This is a genomic window from Streptomyces rubradiris (genome assembly GCF_016860525.1).
Lineage (GTDB): Bacteria > Actinomycetota > Actinomycetes > Streptomycetales > Streptomycetaceae > Streptomyces > Streptomyces rubradiris.
In genome coordinates this window covers 2,667,195-2,689,689 of the sequence record NZ_BNEA01000015.1, presented here as the reverse complement: position 1 = coordinate 2,689,689, position 22,495 = coordinate 2,667,195, and the positions used below count along the sequence as shown (strand labels likewise).

At 73.4% G+C, this 22,495-nt stretch carries 19 protein-coding genes; 9 read left to right on the top strand and 10 right to left on the bottom strand.

The genetic code is table 11. The annotated features are described in order from the left end of the window. The first annotated feature begins 107 nt into the window (after window positions 1-107). A complete protein-coding gene (locus Srubr_RS24950) occupies window positions 108-677 on the top strand; it encodes a hypothetical protein (protein WP_189998778.1) in 570 nt (189 codons plus the stop codon). Window positions 678-708: 31 nt separating this feature from the next. Here Srubr_RS24950 and Srubr_RS24945 read toward each other — a convergent pair whose 3' ends face one another. The 3 genes from Srubr_RS24945 to Srubr_RS24935 are packed head-to-tail and all read right to left on the bottom strand — an operon-like array spanning window position 709 to window position 2,854. Then, a complete protein-coding gene (locus tag Srubr_RS24945) occupies window positions 709-1,281 on the bottom strand; it encodes a cob(I)yrinic acid a,c-diamide adenosyltransferase (RefSeq protein ID WP_189998775.1) in 573 nt (190 codons plus the stop codon). A 13-nt stretch (window positions 1,282-1,294) separates the two neighbouring features. Continuing rightward, window positions 1,295-2,044 (bottom strand): ABC transporter permease, encoded by a 750-nt coding sequence (locus tag Srubr_RS24940; RefSeq protein ID WP_189998773.1) that lies wholly within the window; start codon window positions 2,042-2,044, stop codon window positions 1,295-1,297. A gap of 24 nt (window positions 2,045-2,068) precedes the next feature. Beyond that, entirely contained in the window at window positions 2,069-2,854 is a 786-nt protein-coding gene (locus Srubr_RS24935; protein WP_189998771.1) for an ATP-binding cassette domain-containing protein, read from the bottom strand. Window positions 2,855-2,933: 79 nt separating this feature from the next. On the opposite strand from Srubr_RS24935, the gene Srubr_RS24930 reads away from it, so the two are divergent. From Srubr_RS24930 to Srubr_RS24915, 4 genes are all read left to right on the top strand, one after another. Beyond that, on the top strand, window positions 2,934-3,575 hold the full coding sequence (locus tag Srubr_RS24930) for a TetR/AcrR family transcriptional regulator (RefSeq protein ID WP_189998769.1): 642 nt from the start codon (window positions 2,934-2,936) through the stop codon (window positions 3,573-3,575). Between the two features lie 125 nt (window positions 3,576-3,700). Beyond that, window positions 3,701-4,549, top strand: a complete 849-nt coding sequence (locus Srubr_RS24925; protein WP_189998767.1) for a 3-hydroxyacyl-CoA dehydrogenase family protein — start codon at window positions 3,701-3,703, stop codon at window positions 4,547-4,549. A gap of 156 nt (window positions 4,550-4,705) precedes the next feature. Further along, window positions 4,706-5,029, top strand: coding sequence for an STAS domain-containing protein (locus tag Srubr_RS24920; protein WP_014675024.1), 324 nt, complete (start codon window positions 4,706-4,708; stop codon window positions 5,027-5,029). A gap of 278 nt (window positions 5,030-5,307) precedes the next feature. Beyond that, the gene (locus tag Srubr_RS24915; protein WP_189998765.1) at window positions 5,308-7,974 is read left to right on the top strand and encodes an ATP-binding protein; all 2,667 of its coding nucleotides are present in this window, start codon (window positions 5,308-5,310) and stop codon (window positions 7,972-7,974) included. A gap of 361 nt (window positions 7,975-8,335) precedes the next feature. Here the strand turns inward: Srubr_RS24915 and nucS are convergent, their stop codons facing one another. Continuing rightward, window positions 8,336-9,007 (bottom strand): endonuclease NucS, encoded by a 672-nt coding sequence (nucS, locus tag Srubr_RS24910; protein WP_189998763.1) that lies wholly within the window; start codon window positions 9,005-9,007, stop codon window positions 8,336-8,338. A 277-nt stretch (window positions 9,008-9,284) separates the two neighbouring features. On the opposite strand from nucS, the gene Srubr_RS24905 reads away from it, so the two are divergent. Further along, complete coding sequence (locus Srubr_RS24905; protein ID WP_189998761.1) at window positions 9,285-9,677, top strand: SCO5389 family protein; 393 nt, start codon at window positions 9,285-9,287, stop codon at window positions 9,675-9,677. 187 nt (window positions 9,678-9,864) lie between these two features. On the opposite strand, the gene Srubr_RS24900 is transcribed toward Srubr_RS24905, so the two are convergent. Further along, on the bottom strand, window positions 9,865-10,893 hold the full coding sequence (locus tag Srubr_RS24900; RefSeq protein WP_189998759.1) for an LLM class flavin-dependent oxidoreductase: 1,029 nt from the start codon (window positions 10,891-10,893) through the stop codon (window positions 9,865-9,867). 221 nt (window positions 10,894-11,114) lie between these two features. Between Srubr_RS24900 and Srubr_RS24895 the strand changes: the two genes are divergently transcribed. After that, window positions 11,115-11,447: an ATP/GTP-binding protein gene (locus Srubr_RS24895; RefSeq protein ID WP_189998757.1), complete on the top strand. Its 333-nt coding sequence runs from the start codon at window positions 11,115-11,117 to the stop codon at window positions 11,445-11,447. A 56-nt stretch (window positions 11,448-11,503) separates the two neighbouring features. Here Srubr_RS24895 and Srubr_RS24890 read toward each other — a convergent pair whose 3' ends face one another. The 5 genes from Srubr_RS24890 to mce form a co-directional block, all read right to left on the bottom strand. Continuing rightward, window positions 11,504-12,385, bottom strand: a complete 882-nt coding sequence (locus tag Srubr_RS24890) for an ABC transporter permease subunit (RefSeq protein ID WP_189998754.1) — start codon at window positions 12,383-12,385, stop codon at window positions 11,504-11,506. Continuing rightward, window positions 12,382-13,824, bottom strand: a complete 1,443-nt coding sequence (locus Srubr_RS24885; RefSeq protein ID WP_189998752.1) for an ABC transporter ATP-binding protein — start codon at window positions 13,822-13,824, stop codon at window positions 12,382-12,384. The genes Srubr_RS24890 and Srubr_RS24885 overlap by 4 nt, the downstream gene beginning before the upstream one ends. A 211-nt stretch (window positions 13,825-14,035) precedes the next feature. Next, a complete protein-coding gene (locus Srubr_RS24880; protein WP_189998751.1) occupies window positions 14,036-14,971 on the bottom strand; it encodes a coiled-coil domain-containing protein in 936 nt (311 codons plus the stop codon). 186 nt (window positions 14,972-15,157) lie between these two features. Next, on the bottom strand, window positions 15,158-19,345 hold the full coding sequence (gene scy / locus Srubr_RS24875; RefSeq protein WP_189998749.1) for a polarized growth protein Scy: 4,188 nt from the start codon (window positions 19,343-19,345) through the stop codon (window positions 15,158-15,160). Window positions 19,346-19,574: 229 nt separating this feature from the next. After that, the gene (mce, locus tag Srubr_RS24870) at window positions 19,575-20,015 is read right to left on the bottom strand and encodes a methylmalonyl-CoA epimerase (protein ID WP_030790098.1); all 441 of its coding nucleotides are present in this window, start codon (window positions 20,013-20,015) and stop codon (window positions 19,575-19,577) included. Window positions 20,016-20,164: 149 nt separating this feature from the next. On the opposite strand from mce, the gene Srubr_RS24865 reads away from it, so the two are divergent. Then, a complete protein-coding gene (locus tag Srubr_RS24865) occupies window positions 20,165-21,364 on the top strand; it encodes an acetyl-CoA C-acetyltransferase (RefSeq protein ID WP_189998747.1) in 1,200 nt (399 codons plus the stop codon). A 49-nt stretch (window positions 21,365-21,413) separates the two neighbouring features. Then, a complete protein-coding gene (gene meaB / locus Srubr_RS24860; RefSeq protein ID WP_189998745.1) occupies window positions 21,414-22,370 on the top strand; it encodes a methylmalonyl Co-A mutase-associated GTPase MeaB in 957 nt (318 codons plus the stop codon). The last annotated feature ends 125 nt before the right edge of the window (window positions 22,371-22,495 follow it).

Sequence of the window (22,495 nt, the reverse complement as noted above, 5' to 3'; positions counted from 1 at the left end):
GAAGGGTGCGGGACTGCGACTTTCGCTTACGGCACTCTCCTCAGCGCCGACGACGCGGCCGCCCGGCCCGGCCGGGACCCTGGAGGGGGAAACGAGGGGAGTGAACCGTGATCGTCGGCCTGGTCATCGCCTGCGAGGTGGCGTTCTGGGTGCTGCTGGCGGCCGGACTGGCCTTCCGGTACGCGCTGCGGATGCCGCGCACCGGACTGGCGCTGCTGCTGTGCGAACCGCTGCTGGAGGTCGTGCTCTTCGTCGCCACGGCGATCGATTTGAAGCACGGCGCGCAGCCGGACTGGCGGCACGGGCTGGCCGCGGTCTACATCGGCTTCACCGTCGGCCTCGGTCACTCCACCATCAAGTGGGTGGACGCCCGGGTGGCCCACCGCTTCGCAGGCGGCCCGCCCCCGGCGAAGCCGCCCAAGTACGGCACCGCCCGCGCCGTCCACGAGTGGAAGGTCGCCGGCCGCTGGATCCTGGCCGCGGTCGTGGCGCTCGCCCTGCTCCAGGGGGCGGTCTGGTACGTCGGCGACGCCGCCGGCACCGGCTCGCTGCGGGTGTGGCAGCAGCGCATGCTGTGGCTGATCGGCATCAACGTACTCATCGCGGGGTGCTACACGGTGTTCCCGAAGCGGGCTCCGCAGCGGGGCGACGACCGGGAACCGGCCGGGCGGCGCTGACGCTCACCGCCCGCGCCCCGTCGCGCGGCGGCTAGCGCTCCCCGCCCGGAACCCACAGCACGTCCCCGGTCTCCTGGTTGGCGGTGCGGGCCAGGATGAACAGGAGGTCGGAGAGGCGGTTGAGGTAGGTCGCGGTGAGCGGGTTCATCGTCTCGCCGTGTGCCTCAAGGGCCGTCCAGGTGGAGCGCTCGGCCCGGCGGACGACCGTGCAGGCCTGGTGCAGCAGGGCCGCGCCCGGGGTGCCGCCCGGCAGGATGAAGGAGCGCAGCTTCTCCAGCCGCTCGTTGAACCGGTCGCAGTCCGCCTCCAGCCGGTCGACGTAGAACTGCTCGACCCGCAGCGGCGGGTACTCGGGGTTCTCCACGACCGGCGTCGACAGGTCCGCGCCCACGTCGAACAGGTCGTTCTGGACGCGGGTGAGGACCGTGACGATCTCCTGTGCCAGCCCGCCCAGCGCGATGGCCGTGCCGATCACCGCGTTGGCCTCGTTGGCGTCGGCGTAGGCGGCGATCCTGAGGTCCGTCTTGGGCACCCGGCTCATGTCGCCGAGGCTGGTGGTGCCCTGGTCGCCGGTCCTGGTGTAGATACGCGTCAGATTGACCATGCGGCCAGCGTAGTTACGATCCGGCCGTCCGGAACACCCGTGTGCCCGCCGTCACGGCCAGCGCGGTGAAGCCCACGGCGACCAGGGCCCCGTAGAGCATGTGCGCGCTCGTGTAGTCGCCGACGTAGGCGTCCCGGACCGCGTCCACCAGATAGCGGAACGGGACGAAGTGCGACAGCACGTCCAGCCAGGCGGGCGCGAGGGTCATCGGGAGCATGAGGCCGGACAGCAGCATCGACGGCATCGACACCGTGTTGATCAGCGGGCCGAACTCCTGCGGACTGCGCACCTTCATGCCGAGCGCGTACGACACCGAGGCCAGCGAGACCGTGAGCAGGGCCACGAAGGCGAAGCCGACCAGGACGCCGGCCAGTGGCGCGCGCAGACCCATCACCAGCGCGGCCAGCACCAGCAGCACCGCCTGGAAGACGAACACGGTGGCGTCCCGCAGTACCCGGCCGAGCAGCAGGGCGAGCCGGCTGACCGGGGTCACCCGCATCCGCTCCACCACCCCCTGCCCCTTCTCGATGATGACCGTGAACCCGGCGAACAGGGCGCCGAAGAGTCCCAGCTGGAGCAGCAGCCCGGGGACCAGCACCTGCCAGGAGCTGCCCCGCCCGCCCAGCGGCAGGTCCGTGAGCAGCGGGCCGAAGAAGAGCAGGTACAGCAGTGGTGTCAGCACGCCGAAGAGCAGGGCGAAGCGGGAGCGCAGGGACTGGCGGATGTAGCGGCCGTAGATGAGGGCCGTGTCGTGGAGCAGCATCGTTTCCGGATCTCCTTGTACGGCTTATACGGCGACGGGGGCGGTGTCGGCAGGGGCGGGGCCGCGGCCGGTGATCGCGAGGAAGGTGTCCTGGAGGGTGGCGTCGAGCGAGCCGCCGTAGCGGAGCTTGAGCGCGCCCGGGGTGCCCTCGGCGGCGACCGTGCCGTGGTCGACGATCACGAGGCGGTCGGCGAGGGCGTCGGCCTCGTCCAGGTAGTGGGTGGTCAGGAAGACGGTCGTGCCGTGCTCGTCGCGCAGCCGGCGGACCAGGGCCCACAGGTCGGCGCGGCTGCCGGGGTCGAGCCCGGTCGTCGGCTCGTCCAGGAAGAGCACCTTCGGGTGGTGGGTGAGCGCCATCGCGATGTCCAGGCGGCGCCGCTGGCCGCCGGAGAGCGCGCCGGTCTTGCGGTCCAGGAACTCGGTGAGGTCCAGCTCGGCGGCCAGTTCGGCGGCGCGGGCGACGGCCCGCGCCTTCGGCAGGCGGTACAGCCGGCCCTGGGTGACCAGCTCTTCCCGCACGGTGATCTGCGGGTCCACTCCGCCGGACTGGGCGACGTAGCCGCTGACCCGGCGCACCCCGGCGGGGTCGGCCACGAGGTCGCGGCCGGCCACGGTGGCCGCGCCGCCGGTCGGCTCCAGCAGGGTGGTGAGCATCCGCAGGGTGGTCGTCTTGCCGGCGCTGTTGGGGCCGAGGAAGCCGAGGATCTCGCCCTCGTGGACGGTGAGGTCGATGCCGCGTACGGCCTCGACGGGACCGGACCTCGTCTGGAAGGTGCGGGCGAGGCCCGACGTGCTGATGACTGCTGCCATGCCCTCAGAAAAACAGAGTCTCTGAAAATTTGCAACGACCCCAATTTTTCATCGAGACCAGTGAAGTTAGGATGAGGGCATGGCTGAGGGGCTCAGGGAGCGGAAGAAGAGGCAGACCCGGCAGTACATCTCGGATGTCGCCACCGGGCTGTTCCTGGAGCGCGGCTTCGAGGCGGTGACCGTCGCGGAGATCGCCGAGGCGGCGAACGTCTCCGTCAACACCGTCTACAACTACTTCCCCGCCAAGGAGGACCTCTTCTTCGACCGCTCGGCCGGCGTGGCCGACCGGCTCGCCCGCTGGGTCCGCGGCCGGGACGTGGGGGAGTCCGCCGCCCGTGCCGTCCTGCGCGAACTGCGCTCGGAGGTCGAGGCCGTCTCGCCCCGGGTCGGCCTGATGGCGGGCTACGACCGCTTCATGCGGGTCATCCACGAGGCGCCGGCGCTGCGTTCGCGGCTGTGGAGCCTGCAACAGGAGACCCACGACATCCTGGAGGCGACCCTGCGCGAGGAGACCGGCGCCGCCCCCGACGACCCGCTGCCGGACCTGATGGCCGGTCAGATCTGCTGGGTCCACCAGGCCGTCTTCGTCACCATCGGCCGCGAGATGGTCGCCGGCCGCAAACCGGCCGAAGTATCACGAGAGGTGCTCGTCCTGATGGACGACATCGAGGACCTGTTGAGCGAAAAGGTCCTCAACTACGCCGTCCGAGGCGCCGCCTGACCCCTGCCGGTGTGATGTCCGTCAATTGAGACGTGACGCGCGTTACTTACCGGTCACACGGCGCTCCCGGAGCGCTATGGTCCGCCGGAGAGGCAGACGTTCAGGGCGTTCTAAGGGGAGTCGGAGTGGCACGGAAGCTTGCCGTCATCGGGGCCGGGCTCATGGGATCCGGTATCGCTCAGGTCGCCGCGCAGGCGGGCTGGGAGGTCGTGCTGCGGGACGTCACCGACGAGGCGCTCGGGCGCGGCACCGACGGCATCAGGGCCTCGTACGACAAGTTCGTGAGCAAGGGCAAGCTGGCCGCCGAGGACGCCGAGGCCGCCCTCGCGCGCATCACCCCCACCACCGACCTCGACGCCGCCGCCGACGCGGACGTCGTGGTGGAGGCCGTCTTCGAGAAGCTGGAGGTCAAGCACGAGATCTTCCGCGCGCTCGACAAGCTCGTGCGCGAGGACACCGTGCTCGCCTCCAACACCTCGGCCATCCCGATCACCAAGATCGCGGCGGCCACCGAGCACCCCGAACGGGTCGTCGGCGTCCACTTCTTCTCGCCGGTGCCGATGATGAAGCTCGTCGAACTCGTCCGCGGTTACAAGACCAGCGACGAGACCCTCGCCACCGCCCGGGAGTTCGCCGAGTCCGTCGGCAAGACCTGCATCGTCGTCAACCGGGACGTGGCCGGCTTCGTCACCACCCGGCTGATCTCCGCCCTCGTGGTGGAGGCGACCAAGCTCTACGAGTCCGGCGTCGCCACCGCCGAGGACATCGACCTCGCCTGCAAGCTGGGCTTCGGCCACGCCATGGGCCCGCTCGCCACCGCCGACCTCACCGGCGTGGACATCCTGCTGCACGCCACGAGCAACATCTACACCGAGTCCCAGGACGAGAAGTTCGCCCCGCCGGAGCTGATGCGCCGGATGGTGGACGCCGGTGACATCGGCCGCAAGAGCGGGCAGGGCTTTTACAGGTACTGAGCCCCACGCCGCCGCACAGTCCCCGGGAGTATCACTCCCGGGGGTGAATTCGGTATCGGTTTGCTGACAAGCAGCAACCGCACCGCCACCCGCACAGTCAGACGGGGCACAGCATCCGTCACCGAGTACGCCAACCGCACTCAACGGGGAGCGCATATGCACATCAGGGGCGACCACGCCGAGCTGGTCGTCGGGGGCCGCCTCGACGTCCGCAGCGCGGCGGACGCCCGTACGGCCCTGCACTCGGCCGTCGACACCGGAGTCGGCGACCTGGTGCTCGACCTGTCCGAACTGGATTCCTGGGACGCCACCGGACTCGGCGTGATCATGGGCGCCCACCGGCGGGCCGGCCGCTGCGGGCGCCGGCTGGTGCTGCGGGGCGTGCCCCCGCAGATGCAGCGCCTGCTGGTGGCCACCCGGCTGCACCGCATCCTCGCCATCGAGGGCGGCATCGGCGTGGAGTCGCTGCCCCGGGTGTGAGGCACCCGCGGGGGCGCGGCGCGTACCAGGCGGGGTCCGGCCGGACCGGGCGCGATCGCCGAACCGTACGACGGGGGCAATCCTCCCGAGACCGTGACGTCTCGGACCGCGGGGCACCCTGCCCTGTCGCCCGGACCCGGTGACGGTTTAAGGTGCGGTCGCCCGCCGTCTCGCGACCCTCTGCCGAGCGGGCCCGGACCAGAAGCGACAGCGCGGTGTGCGACGAGGCCGGGAGGGCCACAACACGGGCACACGACGCTTTTGGGGAGCTTGAACCCATGGACCCGATCAACCCGGGACCCGAGGACCACGGCCAGGCGGACCGCCGCCGTCCGTCCCGGGACCCCCTCGCCTCCGACCTCGCCCCGGCGGCGCCGGCGCCCGCCCGCATGGAGCGGCTGGTCTGCGGCGATCTCCAACTGACCGTCAATCCGGTCGACGGCAGCGAGATCGAGCCGTGCCCGCCGGCCGAGCGCCCCGGCAGGGCCACCAAGCGCACCGCCGTCGAGCGCGCCGAGATCGAGCTCGCGGCCCGTCCGCCCGCACCGGCCGGTTCCGCCCCCGCCGCGCCCGAGGTGCCGGAGCGTCAGGAGGAGCGCGAGCGCCTGGCCCGGCTCCTGGCCCGCGGGCGCTCCGTCCGCCTCACCGGCCCGGCCGGTTCCGGCCGCACCGCGCTGCTCGACGCGGTCGCCGGGGACTGCCGCGACCTCGCCCCCGACGGCGTGGTCCGGCTGAGCGGCTTCCGCCGGGCGCCCGGCGACCTGCTGCACGACCTGTTCCACGCCGTCCACGACGCCCCCGGCTACCGTCCCGATCCGGACGAACTCCGCGCCCTCGTCGGGGAGATCGGCGCGGTCGTCGTCGTGGACGACCTGGAGTTCGGCGGCGCCGCCCTGGGCGAACTGCTCGACGCCACCCCCGAGTGCGCGTTCCTGTTCGCCGTCACGCCCGACGTGCCCGCGCCCTCCGCCGAGGCGGACGTGGAGGAGGTCTTCCTCGGCGGTCTCGACCGGGCCGCCGGGCTGGCGGTCCTGGAGCGGACCGCCGGCCGGGCGCTCACCGAGGAAGAGGTCAACTGGGCCGGCGACCTGTGGTTCGAGTCCGAGGGGCTGCCGCTGCGGTTCGTGCAGGCCGGTGCCCTGCTCCGGCAGCGCGACCGGCTGCGGGCCAGCACCGGCGCGGTGGACGAGTACGGGGTCTTCGAGGACGTCCGCAGGCCCGCCGAAGCGCCGGTGGAGCCGGGAGAGGAGGTACCGCTGCCCTCCCTCGGCGAGGCGGCGGCGCCCGCCCCGCTGCTCGCCTCCCGGCTCAGCCCCTCCGCCCGGGCCGCCCTGCGCTTCGCGGTGGCCCTCGGCGGCGAACTGCCGCACCAGGCGCACCTGCCCGCCCTGGTCGGCGACACCCACGCCGACGCGGCGCTCGGCGAGTTGATGAGCTGCGGGCTGGTCTCCCCGGTCGGCTCCCGCTACCGGCTCGCGGCCGGTGTGCGGACCCAACTGGAGGCCGCCGGATACGCCGACGACGCGGCCGGGCACGCCCTCACCGCGGCCCGGCACTACGCCTGGTGGGCCGGGCACCCCTCGGTCACCCCGGAACGGGTGTGCGCGGAGGCCGACGCGGTGCTGGCCGCGCTGGCCGCCGTCGTCCCGCGCGCGTCGTCGTCCGCCGCCGACGACGAGGGCGGCGCGGTGCGGCTGGCGCGTACGGCGGCGCCCGCCTTCGCCGCGGGGCTGCACTGGAGTGCCTGGGAACGGGCCCTGCGGTCCGGCGCGGAGGCCGCCCGGCTGAGCGGCGAGGTAGCGGAACAAGCCTATTTCCACCACGAGTTGGGCATCCTCGCGCTGTGCTCCGGGCAGTTCGGCCGGGCGCGCGCGGAGCTGGAGGCGTCGAGCGGGCTGCGCGGTGCGCTCGCGGACAAGCGGGGCGCGGTGGCCGGCCGCCGGGCGCTGGCCCTGCTCGCCGACCGGGCCGGCGAGGTGCCGGGGCGGTCGGTACCGGGGCCGTCCGTGCCGCCGCCGTCCGCTCCGGTGCGCGAGGAGCCGGCGGAGGCGCGTCAGGACGTGCCGGTGCCGGCGCCCTACGGCTCCCCGGGCGAGACCCAGTTCACCCGGCAGCTGACCCAGCCGGTGCCGCGGCCGGTGGCGCCACCGGCCGCGGCACCGGTGGCGGAACCCGCGACGCGACCCGCGGCGCGGGGCGGCGGCCTGCGGCGGCTGGCCCGGCGCAACCTGGTGGCGGCGGGTGCCGGTGCCCTGCTCGCGGCCGTGCTCGGTACGGTCGTCACGCTCGGCATGACGTCCTCCGGCAGCGCCGGCCAGGACCCGGAGGGCAAGGTCGACGCCAATCCGTCGGCGAGCCCCGGAGTGGGCGACGGGGACTCGGGAGTGGAGCCGACGGACACCGGGGACACCGGCGCGGTCGGCGGCCGGCCCACGTCACCGGGTCCGGACGGCACGTACGGCACGGCGGACGACCCCGCGCCGCCGAGGGCCACGTACCACCCCTCGGAGAGTGGCGAGCCGTCCCGGCCCGGCGCGTCCCCCGGTTCGCCGTCGACATCGCCGAGGCCCGGCGGGTCGGGCGGTTCGTCCACGGGCGGTACGACGGGCGGCACGCCCGGCGGCTCCAGCGGGAGCGGCGGCGGGGACTCCACCGGCTCGACGGGGGGCACGCCGACGGGCGGCACGACGACCGGCGGCTCGACGGACGGCTCGTCCACGGGCGGGACGACGGGCACCGAGACGGGCGGCACCACCGGTACGACGGGGGAGACCACCGGCGGCTCGACGGACGGTACGTCCACGGGCGGGACGACGGGCGGCACCACCGACACCGGCGGCGCCACGTCCGGCGACACCACCGGCACGACGACCTCCGGCTCCACCGGCGCCACCACGGCCTCCGCGACCAACCCGGCCCCGTCCACGACCGACCCGGTGATCTGACCCCCGCCACGGTGACGAACGCCTCCCGGCAGCGGACCGGGGGGCGTGCCGGCGGGGGACGGGCGAAGCCTGTCACCTGCGCCGGGCACCGCCCCGTTCCCCGCCGCGACGGCGCTCGGCCGCGACGGTGGCGTCCGGCGGCGGCCGACGCTCCGACGCCGGTTGGGCACCTCCGGTCCGCGCCGCGGGGGTTGAGTGCCACGGCGGCGGACGGGGCGTGGGCGGAGGCGGGAGGGGTAAGGCCGCACGTTTTGCCGGGCACCGCTCCGCTCCCCGCCGCGACGGCGCTCGGCCGTGATGGTGCGTCCGGCGGTGGCCTACGGGGCCGAGGGGGCGGTGTCGCCGGGGCGGGCCGTGGCGGTCAGAACAGGCGGAGCTTGTCGTCCTCGATGCCCCGGAGGGCGTCGTAGTCCAGGATGTGGCAGTCGATGCCGCGGTCGGTGGCGAGGACGCGGGCCTGGGGCTTGATCTCCTGCGCGGCGAAGACTCCGCGGACCGGCGCCAGATGCGGGTCGCGGTTCAGCAGGTCCAGGTAACGGGTGAGCTGTTCGACACCGTCGATCTCGCCCCGCCGCTTGATCTCCACCGCCACCGTCCGGCCGTCGGCGTCCCGGCACAGGATGTCCACCGGACCGATCGCGGTCATGTACTCGCGGCGGATCAGGGTGTACCCCTCGCCCAGGGTCTCGATGCGGTCGGCGAGCAGTTCCTGGAGGTGCGCTTCCACGCCGTCCTTGATCAGGCCCGGGTCCACGCCGAGTTCGTGCGAGGAGTCGTGGAGGATCTCCTCCATCGTGATGATCAGTTTCTCGCCCGCCTTGTTGACGACGGTCCACACCCCCGCCTCCTCGCCGGTCCCCTCCTTCAGCGTGCAGGGCGGCGACATCCAGTTGAGCGGCTTGTAGGCCCGGTCGTCGGCGTGGATGGAGACGCTGCCGTCCGCCTTGACCAGGATCAGTCGCGGTGCCGAGGGCAGATGGGCGGTGAGCCGGCCGGCGTAGTCGACCGAGCATCGGGCAATGACGAGACGCATGGTCGGCAACGCTACTCGACGCGCGCCGGTGCACGCGATCCGCCCATCCCGCTCCCTGTGGAACGTCCCAATTGTCCCTGGAACCTCTTGTTCATCCCTGGCCGATAGTGAGCATGAGCCGACCGTTCCATATACGCATTCTGCTGGTGTGGTCACCGACCGTTGCCTACCGTAGGGAACGGGAGGTTGCGGCCCCTGTACCGAGCGTGTTCGAAATCGCGAACTCCCCCATCTGTCCGCCAACCCCTGCGCTTTCGGGGGTGCGAGAGGAGAACCCATGTCGCTCGACGTCTCACCGGCCCTACTCGAACAGGCCGAGCGAGGCGAGGTCGACGAAGCAGCATTCGTCGACTGCGTCCGGACCTCCCTGCCCTACGCATGGGAGATGATCAGCTCCCTGGTGGCCCAGCTGAAGGTGGACGGCGGCCCCTTCGCCGACAACCAGACGCCCCCGCCGGACGAGCAGGCGCGCGGTCAGCTGCTGCGTGCGCTCGCGAGTGACGCGATACGCGGCGCGCTGCAGCGGCACTTCGGTGTGCGGCTGGCCTTCCAGAACTGCCACCGTGTGGCGGTGTTCCCGCTGGACGCCTCGGTGGACGAGACGCTGGCCCGCTTCACGTCGGTGCGCGCCCAGCTGCTGAACCAGTCCCCGGAGCTCCGGGACTGCTGACGCGGCCGCGGCACGGCCGTGACCGGGTCGCCGGAGCCGTCGGCTTGCCGCTCCACCCCGTGGGAGGTGCATGCGTCGTCGGGGCGGCAAGCCCCCGGGCGGCCCCGCGCCGGGGACGGCCGGCGGGGCCCGGGAGTCCGGGACCGGCTGGCCGTGAGAGCGGCGCGGCCCGGGGCGGACGGCGCGGTCAGCGCAGTTGGGGCAGTACCTCCGCGCCGAGCCGCCGCAGGTTCTCCTCGGTGGCCGCGAGCTGTCCCGAGCCCTCGACCATGAGGGCGAAGCGGGAGATCCCGGTCCGCTCCGAGGTGGCCGCGAGCCGGTCGGCGGCGAGCCGCGGGGTGCCCACCGGATGCAGCCCGCAGAGCAGTTCGGTGTAGGCGTGCGGGTCGCGCATCACGCGCTGCCGTCCGTCCACCGTCATATGGGCCGCGAGCCCCTGCCGCAGCCAGCCCGGCATCGCCTTCAGCAGGGTTTCGGCCGCGTCGCTGCGCCGGTCGGCGAGCTGGCAGACCCCGGCCGAGACATGGGCGGCGCCCGCGATCTCCTCGGCCGGCCGGCCCGCCGCGCGGGCGCACTCCCGCCACAGGGCGACCATCTCGGCCTTCTCCTCGTCCCCGACGTGCATGCCGAGCAGCATCGGCAGCCCGCGCTCGGCGGCCAGCCGTACGCTCGCCGGCGAGGTGCAGGCCAGCACGACCTCGGGGCCGGGGGCGTCGGTCAGGACGTCCGACGGGCGGGGTACGACCGGCACCTCGCGGAAGGAGTACCGCTCGCCGTCGGCCGCCACCGCCGGTTCGCGCAGCCAGCGCAGCAGCAGATCGAGGGACTCCGGGAACCCGTGTTCGTACGCCTTCAGGCCCGCGCCGAACACCTCCAGGTCCACCCAGGGGCCGCCGCGCCCGACGCCCAGGGTGAACCGTCCGCCGCTGGTGACGTGGAGCAGCGCGGCCTGCTCGCCGAGGGCGACCGGGTGCGAGGTGGGCAGGACGCTGACCGCCGTGCCGACCCGGATGCGGTGGGTGCGGCCCAGCAGCAGCGCGGCCAGGGTGACCGCCGAGGGGCATGTGCCGTAGGGCACGAAGTGGTGCTCGGCCAGCCATACGGCGTCCAGCCCGGCCTGCTCGGCGACCTCCGCGGAGCGGACCGCCCGGTGCAGCGCCTCTCCCGGACCCTGGCCGGGGAACTGGGCGGCCAGCACAAAAGTTCCTACGCGCATCGCATTCCTGCTTCCTTGGCTCCGACCCGGAGCTCCCCCACCCGGCATAACCGTCTGACACGTGCCAAGGACACGGTCCCGCAGGGAGATTTGCCGATTGTCTGCAGAATGGGTCGCCCAGGAGGGGGACTTGTGGGGGTTGGTTCCGTACCCGTACCCCGCTCGGCGCCGCGTAGGCTGGATGGCGCCCGTGCTTCCTGTATAGCCCCGAGAGGTGTCCCGTGTCCCCGCGTCGCAACCGACCGAAGGCAGCCGGATCGTCGGGCCGGAGCGCCGAGGACGACCCCGCGGGCCGGTACGGCGGCTGGCAGTCCAGCGAGAGCTGGCAGGGCGAGGACTGGAGCGTGCGGCACGTCGCCGGGGCGAGCGCACACGGCAAGACCTACCGCTGCCCGGGCTGCGACCAGGTCATCCCCTCCGGCGTCCCGCACGTGGTGGCCTGGCCCGAGTACGCGGGCGTCGACGACCGCCGGCACTGGCACAAGGCCTGCTGGAACGCGAAGGACCGCCGCACCACGCGGGTGCAGCGGTCCCGTAACGCGCCGAGGTTCTGAGCCGCGGACCAGGCGGTGCCGTACGGCTCACACGTCGTACGGCTCACATGTGCGGCTCACACGTCCCGGCTCCGCAGCAGCGCGTACGTGCCCGCGTACACCGCCGCCGTCAGGCCCAGCATGATCCACAGCGGGTCCCAGCCGGACGGGCCGGACTCGGTCAGGGAATTGGAGTAGAAGACGCTCAGCTGGTTCGGGATCGAGTACTCGAACAGCCAGTCGCGCAGCTTCTCCATCGACTGCGCGACCATGAACATCGCGATCACCAGCGGAGCCAGCACCACGCCGATCATGATGGTGATGGCGCCCGCGGAGTGCCGGATGACCGAGCCGATGAGCAGCGAGAGCAGACCGAGCAGCGCGATGTAGAGGCTGATGCCGACGGTGGCCTTGAACCACTCCGAGCCGCTCGGGGTGCGGGCACCGGCGCTCTCCAGCATGGACACCTGGACCATCGCCACGAAGGCGGACGCGACCAGGGTGAACACGAAGGCGACGGTGAAGAACACGATCGACTTGGCGGCGAGCACCCGGGCCCGGCTGGGGCACGCGGTCATCGTCGTGCGGATCATGCCCGTGCCGTACTCCGAGGCCGTGGTCAGCACGCCGAGCGTGATGATGCAGATGGAGCCGAGCAGCAGGCCGAAGAAACCGAGCGTCAACGGGTTCTCGCCGTCCAGGTCCGCGGAGCTGGAGTTGGCCGAGACCAGCGCGCCGGCGGCGAGACCGATGCCGACGACGAGCAGCACGAACACGCCGAGCGTCCACATCGTGGAGCGCACCGACCTGATCTTCGTCCACTCGGAGGCCAGCGCGTGCCCGAGATGGGTGCGCACGACCGGGATGGGCGAGGTGTAACCGGCGTACGACCCACCAGGCGCCTGCCACTCGGGCGCGGCGGCCGGGGCCTGCGGCATCGGGGGCTGGGGGGTGCTCATCGGGCGTCCTCGGGCTGGGTCGTCGGGGCGGCGGAGACGGGGGCGGCGGGGGCGTCGGCCGGGGCCGCGCCGGAAGCGGCGGCCGGGCTCGTGGCGGCGGCCGGGCTCGTGGCGGGGGCCGGGGGAGCGGCGGCGGGCGCCTGCTGCGGCGCGGGCGGGGCCGCGGGAGCCTGCGGGGCGGCCGGCGCCTTCTTGGTCAGCAGCGTCGGCTGGTCCTGCGACACCGGGGCGGCCGGAGGAGCCGCAGGGGCCGCCGGGGCCGCGGGCTGGGCCGGAGGGGCCGGCTGGGCGTACGGATTGGCCGTACCCGGCGCCGCACCCGCGGCCCCGTACCCGTGCGCCGGGGCACCCTGCCCGTTGCCCGGTGCGCCGCCGTACGGGCCGCCCGGGGGCACCGCGAAGGGCTGGCCGCCCTGCTGCGGCGGCGGAGGGGCGTACCAGCCGGGCTGCCCCTGGCCGGGGACCGGCACGGGCGGCTGGGCGCCGGGCGGCAGCGGCTGCTGGAGGCCCGCCTTCTGGTCGACGGTCGAGCGGTAGTCCACGGCGGCCTGCGTCATCCGCATGTACGCCTCCTCCAGCGAGGCCTGGTGCGGGGACAGCTCCCACAGCCGGACGCCCGCCTCGTGCGCGAGGTCGCTGATGCGGGGCAGCGGCAGCCCGGTCACGCGCAGCGCGCCGTCCTGCTCGGGCAGCACGTGCCCGCCCGCCTCGGCGAGCGCCGCCGCGAGCTTCTCCCGCAGCTGCGGCTCGGTGTCGGGGGTGCGCACGCGCGCGAAGTCGGCGGAGTTCGCCGAGATGAACTCCGTCACGCTCATGTCGGCGAGCAGCTGCCCGCGCCCGATCACGATGAGGTGGTCGGCGGTCAGCGCCATCTCGCTCATCAGGTGGGAGGAGACGAAGACCGTACGGCCCTCCGCAGCCAGCGCCTTCATCAGGTTGCGGACCCAGAGGATGCCCTCGGGGTCGAGGCCGTTGACCGGCTCGTCGAAGAGCAGCACCTGCGGGTCGCCGAGCAGCGCGGCGGCGATGCCGAGGCGCTGGCCCATGCCGAGCGAGAAGCCCTTGGAGCGCTTCTTCGCCACGTCCTGGAGACCGACCACGCCGAGCACCTCGTCCACGCGGCGGGCCGGGATGCCCGACAGCTGGGCGAGGCTCAGCAGGTGGTTGCGGGCGGACCGGCCGCCGTGCACGGCCTTGGCGTCGAGCAGCGCGCCGACCTGCCGGGGTGCGTTGGGCAGCTTGCGGTACGGATAGCCGCCGATGGTGACCGACCCGGACGTGGGGTTGTCCAGCCCGAGGATCATCCGCATCGTCGTGGACTTGCCCGAGCCGTTCGGCCCCAGGAAGCCGGTCACGGCTCCTGGCCGTACCTGGAAGGAAAGGTTGTACACGGCGGTCTTGTCGCCGTAGCGCTTGGTCAGGCCGACAGCCTCGATCATGCTCCGCACCCATCGAAAAGGTTCAGGAAGGCGGGGCACACGCCCCCGTAAGGGTTAGGAGGATATCCAGGCGCTGACGGTTCCGCCCAAGAGAGAGTAAAGCCGGAGAGCCGTGGACCACCCGGCCCCCGGCGTGCCAGGAGGCGGAGACGGTGAAGGGGCGGCGGGACCGGGCCCGCCGCCCCTTCACCGTGTCAGCCGCGCGTGACGACTACCGGGACTGCTGCGCCGGAACGCTCCGGGAGATCGGCTCGTCGTCGCCGGACGTGCCGGCCGCGGCCACCGCGGCGCCGGTCAGTGTGGCGAGCATCTCGCGGACGTTCGTCAGCTGGGCGTTGATGCTGTCGCGGCGGTTGGTGAGCGCCGCCAGCTCCCGCTCGGACTCCGAACGGATCCGGTCCGCCTTGGCATTGGCGTCGGCCACGATGTCCTCGGCCTGCCGCTGGGCGGTCTCCACCGTCTGCCGGGCCCGGCGCTCGGCGTCGGTGCGCAGCTTCTCCGCCTCCAGGCGCAGCTGCTCGGCCCGGTGCTCGATCTCGGCGAGCCGCTTCTCGGCCTTCTGCTGGCGCGAGGCGAGGTCCCGCTCGGACTGCTCGCGCCGCTTGGCCAGGTTGGTCTCGAAGTCGGCGGCGGCCTGCGCGGCCTTGGCGCGGGTCTCCTCGAAGAGGGCCTCCGCCTCCTCCCGCTTGGACTGCGCGTCCTTCTGCGCCTCGGCACGCAGCTGGGCCGCGTCCGCCTTGGCCTTCTCCACGATCCGGACGCCCTCGTCCTCGGCCTTGGCCTTGCGCTCGGCCGCGTACGCCTCGGCGTCGTTGCGGACCTGCTGGGCCGCCGACTCGGCGAGGTCGCGATGCTGCTCGGCCGCCCGCCGGGCCTCCTCACGCAGTTCCTTGGCCTCTTCCTCGGCCAGCCGCAGGATCTTCTCGACCCGCGCGCCGAGACCCGCGTACGACGGCTCGGCGTCGGTGATCTGGGCCTGGGCGTTCTGCGTTTCGAGGTGCAACTCCTCGATGCGCTTCTCCAGGGCGGTGATCCGGGCGAGAGCGCTGTCACGGTCGGAGACGAGCTTGGAGATGCGTTCGTCCACCTGAGCGCGGTCGTATCCACGCCGCACAAGCTCGAAGCCGTAGGGGGAAGTGTCGCTCATGGGGTTCCTGTCGAATGAGACCGGTGAGTGAGGTGATACAAGAATCCTAGGGGCCACAGCGGTGTGTCATCGAGCGGATACGGTTTTGATCTGGAGAATGGCACCTCTTTCGGGTGGCCGGTCGGCGGACCGCTTGCCAAGGAGTCGGGCAAAGCACCCAGAAGACACCACAACGCCCCCTGTCCGCTAGCTCTCTGACGACTTGCCACCCGATCGGGGGGCGCCCACGGCAGCGCCCGCCTTGACCCCGCCGTCCTTCCCGGGCGCGGGCGCCTCAAGGGACCCCAGCGCCTCCAGGACGTCCTGCACCCGGGAGATCTCGGCGTTGATGTCCTCGCGCCGGCGCATCAGGATCTCCAGCTCCCGCTTGCCCTCGTCGACGGTGCGCCGCGCCTCGCGGACCGCCTCCGCCTTCAGTTCCTCCGCCTCTTCCACCGTACGCCGTGCCTCGCGGACCGCGTCGGTCTTCAGCTCCTCGGCCTCCTTGACCAGGCGCGCCTTCTTCTGCTCGGCCTCCTTCAGCAGGCCCTCCGCCTTCTTCACGGCGGCGATCCGCACCTTGCCCGCCTCGGAGTCGGCCTCCGAGACCAGCTCCTTGGCCTTCGCCTCGGCCTTCGCCAACTGCTCCTCGGCGGCCTTGATGAGCGCGTCGCAGCGGTCGCCGGTGGACTTCATCGTCTCGGCCGCCTCGCGGCGGGCCCGCTCGTGCAGCTCCTCGATCTCGGTGGTGACCCGGCTCTGCAGCTCCTCCGCGCGCTCCCTTATCGCGGTGGCGTCCCGGCGCGCGCCGACCAGCAGCTCGTCGGCGTCCGTACGGGCCTTCTCCACCAGCGAGTTGCCCTCGATGGTCGCCTCGGCGACGATCCGCTCGGCCTCGCTGCGGGCCGCGCCCACCATCGTGTCGGCCTGCGACTCGGCGTCCGCCGTGGTCTTCAGGGCCTGCGCCTGCGCCTCGGCGAGCAGCTTGTCGGCCTCCGCCGTGGTCTCCGTGATGAGCTTGTCGACCTGCTCGGCCGCCTCCGAACGCCGCTTGTTGGCGTCCTTGCGGGCCTCGTCCAGGGTCCGCTCGGCCTCCTCGCGCGCGGAGTTGACGAGCCGTTCGGCCTCGGCCTCGGCGTCCGCCTTCGTCCGCTCGGCCTCCGCCCGCACCCGCTTGGCGTGCGCCTGCGCGGAACCGACCGTCTCGGCGGCCTCCGCGCGCAGTCGCTCGGCCTCGCCCGTGGCGTCCCCGATCAGCTGCTCGGCGTTCGCGACGGCCTCCGCGCGCACCCGGTCCGCCTCGGTCAGCGCCTCGGTGCGCACCCGCTCGGCCTCGGCGGTGGTCTCGGTCTGGAGGCGTTCGGCTTCCTTGCGGGCCTCGGTGATGAGGGTGTCGGCCTGGGCGGCGGCGTCGGAGCGGATGCGGTTGGCGTCCTCGCGGGCGTCCGCCCGGGTACGGGCCGCCGCCTCGTTGGCCTCGGTGAGCGTCTCGGACGCCTCGGTCCGGACCCGCTCCGCCTCGGCCGCGGTCTCGCCGCGCAGCCGCTCGGCCTCCGCGACCGCCTCGGTGCGCACCCGTTCGGCCTCGGCGGCGGTCTCGGTCTGGAGGCGTTCGGCTTCCTTGCGGGCCTCGGTGATGAGGGTGTCGGCCTGGGCGGCGGCGTCGGAGCGGATGCGGTTGGCGTCCTCGCGGGCGTCCGCCCGGGTACGGGCCGCCGCCTGGTCCGCCTCGGCGAGCGCGTCCGACGCCTCGGTGCGCACCCGCTGCGCGTACTCGCCCGCGTCCGCGCGCAGCCGCTCGGCCTCGGCGATCGCCTCCGCCGTCGTCCGCTCGGCCAGCGCCTTCGCGGCCTCCGACTCCTCGTGCGCCTCGCGCCGCACCCGGGCGGCGTCCTCGCCGGCCCGCTCCCGCTCGGCGTAGGCGTCGGAACGGACCCGGTCCGCCTCCTCCTCGGCCTCCCGCCGGGTACGGTCCGCCGCGTGCTCGGCGGCCGAGCGCAGCCCGGCGATCTCCTCCTGGGCCTGCTCGTGCAGCCCGGCGACGGAGTCCCGGACCTGCTGGGCGTGCTGTTCGGCGGCGGCGACCATCTCGCCGGCCCGCCGGTCGGCCTCCTCCACCAGCCGGGTGGCCTCGGCCTGCGCCTCCTCGACCCGCTTGCGGGCGGCGGCCAGCAGCTCCTCGCTCTGCTCACGGGCCCGCTGCCGCTCCTGGCCGGCCTCCTCACGGGCGGCGCCGAGCAGCTCCTCGGCCTCGCGGCGGCGCCGGGCGGCCTCCTCCTGCGCGGCGGCCAGCGTCTCGGACGCCTCGGTGCCCAGCCGCTCGGCGGCGGCCTGCGCCTCCGCGCGCACCCGGTCCGCGGTGTCCTGGGCCTCCGCCTTCAGCCGCTCGGCCTCCGCGGCGGCCTCCGACCGCAGCCGTACGGCGATGGCCTCGCCCTCGGCACGGGAGGCGGACGCGTCGGAGGCGGCCTCGGTGCGCAGCCGTTCGGCCTCGGCCTCGGCCTGCTCCTGGAGCGTACGGATCCGCTCGGCGGCCTCGGCGCGCAGCCGCTCGGTCTCCTCGGCGGTCTCCCGGCGGACCCGGGCGGCCTCCTCGCGGGCCTCGGTCAGCGCCCGCTCGGCCGACGCCAGCCGCTCCTGCGCCTCGGCCTGCAGCCGGGACAGCTCCTCGGCGGTCTCCGCCCGGCGGGCCTCGACCGCCTTCTCGGTCTCCTCGCGCAGCTCACGCGCGGCCTTCTCGGCGTCCGCCCGGGCCGTCTCGGCCTGCTCGGCGGCCTCGGCGCGCAGCCGCTCGGCCTCCTCGCGGGCGCGCTCCAGGGCCTCCTCGGCCTGCCGGCGCAGCGCGGTGGCGCGCTCGGCGGCCTCGGCGCGGACCTTCTCGCTGTCGGCCGTCGCGGTCTGCCGCAGCTCCTCGGCGTCCGCCTTGGCCTTGCCCAGCAGCTCCTCGGCGGACCTGGCCGCCTCCTCGATCTTGGCGACGGCCTCGCGGCGGGCCTCGGCACGGATCGACTCGCCCTCGGCGACCGCGTCGGCGCGCAGCTGCTCGGCCTCGCCGCGCAGCCGGCGCGCCTCCTCCTGGAGTGCGACCGTCTTGGCCCGGTACTCCTTGGTGTCGTCCTTGGCCGCGCCCTTGAGCTGCTCGGCGATGTCGTGCGCCTCGGCACGCAGCCGGTCCGCCTCCGCCTCGGCCTCCGAACGGATCCGCTCGGCCTCCTCGGCGGCGGCCCGGGTGGTCTTGCGGGCGTCCTCCGACGCCTTGTTGAGCACGTCCTCGGCGGTCTTGGCCGCCTTGGACAGCTGGGTGGCCGTCTCCTCGGCGGTGATCGTGCGGGCCTTCTCGGCGGCCTCGGCGACGATCTTCTCGGCCTCGGCGCGGGCGTCCGCGACCAGTTGCTCGGCCTCGGACCGGGTGTGCTCGGCCTCCTTGGTGGCCTCCTCGACCAGCCGGGCGACCTGCTCCTTGGCGGTGCGCGTACGCGTCTCGTTGGCGGCCTCGGCGCTCGCCAGCGCCTTGGCGGCGGCCTCCTTCGCCTCGGTGACCACCTTCTCGGCCTCGGCCTGCGCCTTGCGCAGCGCCTCCTCGGCCGCCGCCATCCGCTCCTCGGCGGCCCGGCTCAGCTCGGCGGCCTGCCGGCGGGCCGCGTCCGACTCGGTGACCGTGGCGGTGCGCAACCGCTCGGCGTGCTCGGTGGCCTCCTGCGCCTGCGTCGAGGCCGCGTTCAGCAGCCGCTCGGCGTCCGCGCGGGCCCGGCGCAGGATCTGGTCGGCCTCGGCGCGGGCCGACTCGGCCTCGTCGCGCAGCCGCTCCCGGGCCTCCCGGGTCAGCCGCTCGGCCTCCGCGCGGGCGGCGGCCATGGCCTGCTCGGCCTCCGCGCGGGACTCCTCCAGCAGCCGGCGGGCCTGCTGCTCGGTGCGGGCGCGCAACTGCTCCGCCCACGCCACGTTCTCGTTGACGTGCGACTCGACGGTGGCGCGGCGCTCGGCCAGCTCCTGGTCGAGCTGCTGGCGCCGGGTCACCGCCTCCTGGTGCAGCTCCGCCTGGAGCCGGGCGGCCTGCTCGGCGTGCTCCTGGAGGATGCGCTGGGTCTGCGCGCGGGCCTGGCTCAGCTCCCGCTCGGCGTCCTGGCGCAGCTGCTCGGCCTGCATCTGGGCGTTGCGCAGCAGCTGCTCGGCCTGGTAACCGATGTCGCCGCCGTCGTAGGCGGGCCGGGTCATGAGGGTGCGGCGCGCCTCGTGCAGCTTGGCGCGCAGCACCTCGACCTGGTAGCCGAGGTCCTCGGCGTGCTGGATCGCCTTCTCCCGCTCGGTCCTCAGCCGCTTCATCTCGGCCTCGAACCGAGAGAGGTGGTCGACGTCAGCCGCCGGCTCTCGCTCCTGGCTCTCGTAGCCCCGCACTGCGCGGTCCCATCCGTCCCCTGGTCAGCTTCTCCAACGAGCTCCGTCCATCCGCCGAACGGGGCCCCCGGGGAAGGGTGTCGGACAGAGGGCGGAGCACGGGCTGCTGCCCCGACGCTCGTCCCCCGAAACCCGGACCCCGGCTCGGTCCCGCCGGCAACGGCAGGACCCGGCCGCCCCGGTTGACGGGACGACCGCCCCCAACCCTACCGGCCCTTATGTACGGGGGTCAGTGCTCGGGCGTCTCAACAGGGGCCGAAGTGACCAGTTCTGTGAGGACGCCATGGCAGTCCTTGGGGTGCAGGAAGGTGATCCGCGAGCCCATGGACCCGCGCCGGGGCTCGTCGTAGAGCACGCGCACGCCCTTGCCCCGGATCTCCTCGGAGTCGGCGTCCACGTCCGCGGTGCCGAAGGCGATGTGGTGGACGCCCTCCCCGTTCTTCGCGAGCCACTTGGCGACCGTGGAGTCCTCGCGGACCGGCTCCAGCAGCTGCAGGTAGGAGGCACCGCCGTCGGAGGTGCCGTTGATGCGGAGCATGGCCTCGCGCACGCCCTGCTCCTCGTTGACCTCGGTGTGGAAGACCTCGAAGCCGTACGTGGCCCGGTAGAACTCGACGGTCGCGTCGAGGTCGTGGCAGGCGATCCCGATGTGGTCGATTCGCGTCAGCATGGATTCAGTGCAGCGCTCACGGGGTGGTTACGCAACGTGCGCGCGATCACACCGACGGGCCGGTGACGACCTGTCCAACCGCTCAGTACATTCGAAGTAAACCCTCGTTCACTCCTCGGCTGCGCGCAGCTGGAAGGGGATCGCACCTCATGTCTTCTGGAACGACCAGCTCGGTGATCGTCGCGGGCGCCCGGACGCCCATGGGGCGGCTGCTGGGCTCCCTGAAGTCCTTCTCCGGAGCCGACCTCGGCGGCTTCGCGATCAAGGCCGCCCTCGACCGTGCGGGGATCGGCGGCGACCAGGTGCAGTACGTGATCATGGGCCAGGTGCTCCAGGCCGGCGCGGGCCAGATCCCGGCCCGCCAGGCCGCCGTCAAGGCCGGCATCCCGATGAACGTTCCCGCGCTCACCATCAACAAGGTGTGCCTCTCCGGCCTCGACGCCATCGCCCTCGCCGACCAGCTGATCCGCGCCGGCGAGTTCGACATCGTCGTGGCGGGCGGCCAGGAGTCCATGACCAACGCCCCGCACCTGCTGCCCGGCTCCCGCGAGGGCTACAAGTACGGCGCGCTCGAGATGCTCGACGCGATGGCCTACGACGGCCTGACCGACCCGTGGGAGAACATCCCGATGGGCGAGTCCACCGAGAAGCACAACACCCGCCTCGGCATCAAGCGCCCCGAGCAGGACGAGGTCGCCGCCCTGTCCCACCAGCGGGCCGCCGCCGCCCAGAAGAACGGCCTGTTCGAGGCCGAGATCACCCCGGTGGAGATCCCGCAGCGCAAGGGCGACCCGGTGCTGTTCAGCAAGGACGAGGGCATCCGCGCCGACACCACCGTGGAGTCCCTGGCCAAGCTGCGCCCGGCCTTCACCAAGGACGGCACGATCACCGCCGGCACCTCCTCGCAGATCTCCGACGGCGCCGCCGCCGTGGTCGTGATGAGCAAGGCCAAGGCCCAGGAGCTGGGCCTCGACTGGCTCGCCGAGATCGGCGCGCACGGCAATGTGGCCGGCCCCGACAACTCCCTCCAGTCGCAGCCGTCCAACGCCATCCGGCACGCGCTGGAGAAGGAGGGCCTGAACGTCTCCGACCTGGACCTCATCGAGATCAACGAGGCGTTCGCCGCGGTCACCGTGCAGTCAATGAAGGACCTCGGCGTGTCCACGGAAAAGGTGAACGTCAACGGCGGCGCCATCGCGCTCGGCCACCCGATCGGCATGTCCGGCGCCCGCCTCGTGCTGCACTTGGCGCTGGAGCTCAAGCGCCGGGGCGGCGGGATCGGCGCCGCCGCGCTGTGCGGCGGCGGCGGCCAGGGCGACGCGCTGATCGTGCGGGTGCCGAAGTCCTGAGACCCCGTAGGTCCGATTCCGGTACGTCGGTGAAGTGAACGGAGCTGTGATGCAGGACGTCTCCTCTCTGGTGGCCCAGGCCAGGGAAGGCCGGCCGCGGGCCGTGGCCCGGCTGATCTCCCTGGTGGAGGGGGCGTCACCACAGCTGAGGGAGGTCATGGCGGCCCTGGCGCCGCTGACCGGCAACGCCTATGTGGTGGGCCTGACCGGCTCGCCCGGCGTCGGCAAGTCGACCTCCACCTCCGCGCTGGTCACCGCCTACCGCAAGCAGGGCAGGAGGGTCGGCGTCCTGGCCGTCGACCCGTCCTCCCCGTTCTCCGGCGGCGCCCTGCTCGGCGACCGGGTCCGGATGTCCGACCACGCCTCCGACCCCGGTGTCTACATCCGCTCGATGGCCACCCGCGGCCACCTCGGCGGGCTGGCCTGGGCCGCCCCGCAGGCCATCCGGGTGCTGGACGCGGCGGGCTGCGACGTGATCCTGGTCGAGACGGTCGGCGTCGGCCAGTCCGAGGTCGAGATCGCCTCCCAGGCCGACACCAGCGTGGTCCTGCTCGCCCCTGGCATGGGTGACGGCATCCAGGCGGCGAAGGCCGGAATCCTGGAGATCGGCGACGTGTACGTGGTCAACAAGGCCGACCGGGACGGCGCCGACGCCACCGCCCGCGAGCTGAACCACATGCTGGGGCTGGGCGAGGCCCGCGGCCCCGGCGACTGGCGTCCGCCCATCGTCAAGACGGTCGCGGCTCGCGCCGAGGGCGTCGACGAGCTGGTGGAGGCCCTGGAGAAGCACCGGGCCTGGATGGAGGAGCGGGGCGTCCTCGCCGAGCGCCGCACGGCCCGCGCGGCCCGCGAGGTGGAGACCATCGCCGTCACCGCGCTGCGCGAACGCATCGGCGACCTGCACGGCGACCGCCGGCTCGGCGCCCTCGCCGAACGCATCGTCGCCGGCGAACTGGACCCCTACCGCGCGGCGGACGAACTGGTCACGGGACTGACCCAGGGCTGAACCCTGGCCGGTCCGGTGATCACCCTGCTACCGTGACCGGCATGCTGTTCCTCCTCATGGCGTAGGGCCACACCCGGCAGCCGGGGCCGCACAGGCGGCCACCGGGCCCTCAGGTGTCCCCTTTT

Excerpts from the sequence above, each read along its gene's own strand:
- Srubr_RS24880 (WP_189998751.1), bottom strand. The coding sequence starts at position 14,971 with ATGAGCGACACTTCCCCCTACGGCTTCGAGCTTGTGCGGCGTGGATAC.
- Srubr_RS24935 (WP_189998771.1), bottom strand. The coding sequence starts at position 2,854 with ATGGCAGCAGTCATCAGCACGTCGGGCCTCGCCCGCACCTTCCAGACG.
- Srubr_RS24915 (WP_189998765.1), top strand. The coding sequence starts at position 5,308 with ATGGACCCGATCAACCCGGGACCCGAGGACCACGGCCAGGCGGACCGC.
- mce (WP_030790098.1), bottom strand. The coding sequence starts at position 20,015 with ATGCTGACGCGAATCGACCACATCGGGATCGCCTGCCACGACCTCGAC.
- Srubr_RS24905 (WP_189998761.1), top strand. The coding sequence starts at position 9,285 with ATGTCGCTCGACGTCTCACCGGCCCTACTCGAACAGGCCGAGCGAGGC.
- Srubr_RS24900 (WP_189998759.1), bottom strand. The coding sequence starts at position 10,893 with ATGCGCGTAGGAACTTTTGTGCTGGCCGCCCAGTTCCCCGGCCAGGGT.
- nucS (WP_189998763.1), bottom strand. The coding sequence starts at position 9,007 with ATGCGTCTCGTCATTGCCCGATGCTCGGTCGACTACGCCGGCCGGCTC.
- Srubr_RS24930 (WP_189998769.1), top strand. The coding sequence starts at position 2,934 with ATGGCTGAGGGGCTCAGGGAGCGGAAGAAGAGGCAGACCCGGCAGTAC.
- Srubr_RS24920 (WP_014675024.1), top strand. The coding sequence starts at position 4,706 with ATGCACATCAGGGGCGACCACGCCGAGCTGGTCGTCGGGGGCCGCCTC.
- Srubr_RS24865 (WP_189998747.1), top strand. The coding sequence starts at position 20,165 with ATGTCTTCTGGAACGACCAGCTCGGTGATCGTCGCGGGCGCCCGGACG.
- Srubr_RS24940 (WP_189998773.1), bottom strand. The coding sequence starts at position 2,044 with ATGCTGCTCCACGACACGGCCCTCATCTACGGCCGCTACATCCGCCAG.
- Srubr_RS24885 (WP_189998752.1), bottom strand. The coding sequence starts at position 13,824 with ATGATCGAGGCTGTCGGCCTGACCAAGCGCTACGGCGACAAGACCGCC.
- meaB (WP_189998745.1), top strand. The coding sequence starts at position 21,414 with ATGCAGGACGTCTCCTCTCTGGTGGCCCAGGCCAGGGAAGGCCGGCCG.
- Srubr_RS24890 (WP_189998754.1), bottom strand. The coding sequence starts at position 12,385 with ATGAGCACCCCCCAGCCCCCGATGCCGCAGGCCCCGGCCGCCGCGCCC.
- Srubr_RS24945 (WP_189998775.1), bottom strand. The coding sequence starts at position 1,281 with ATGGTCAATCTGACGCGTATCTACACCAGGACCGGCGACCAGGGCACC.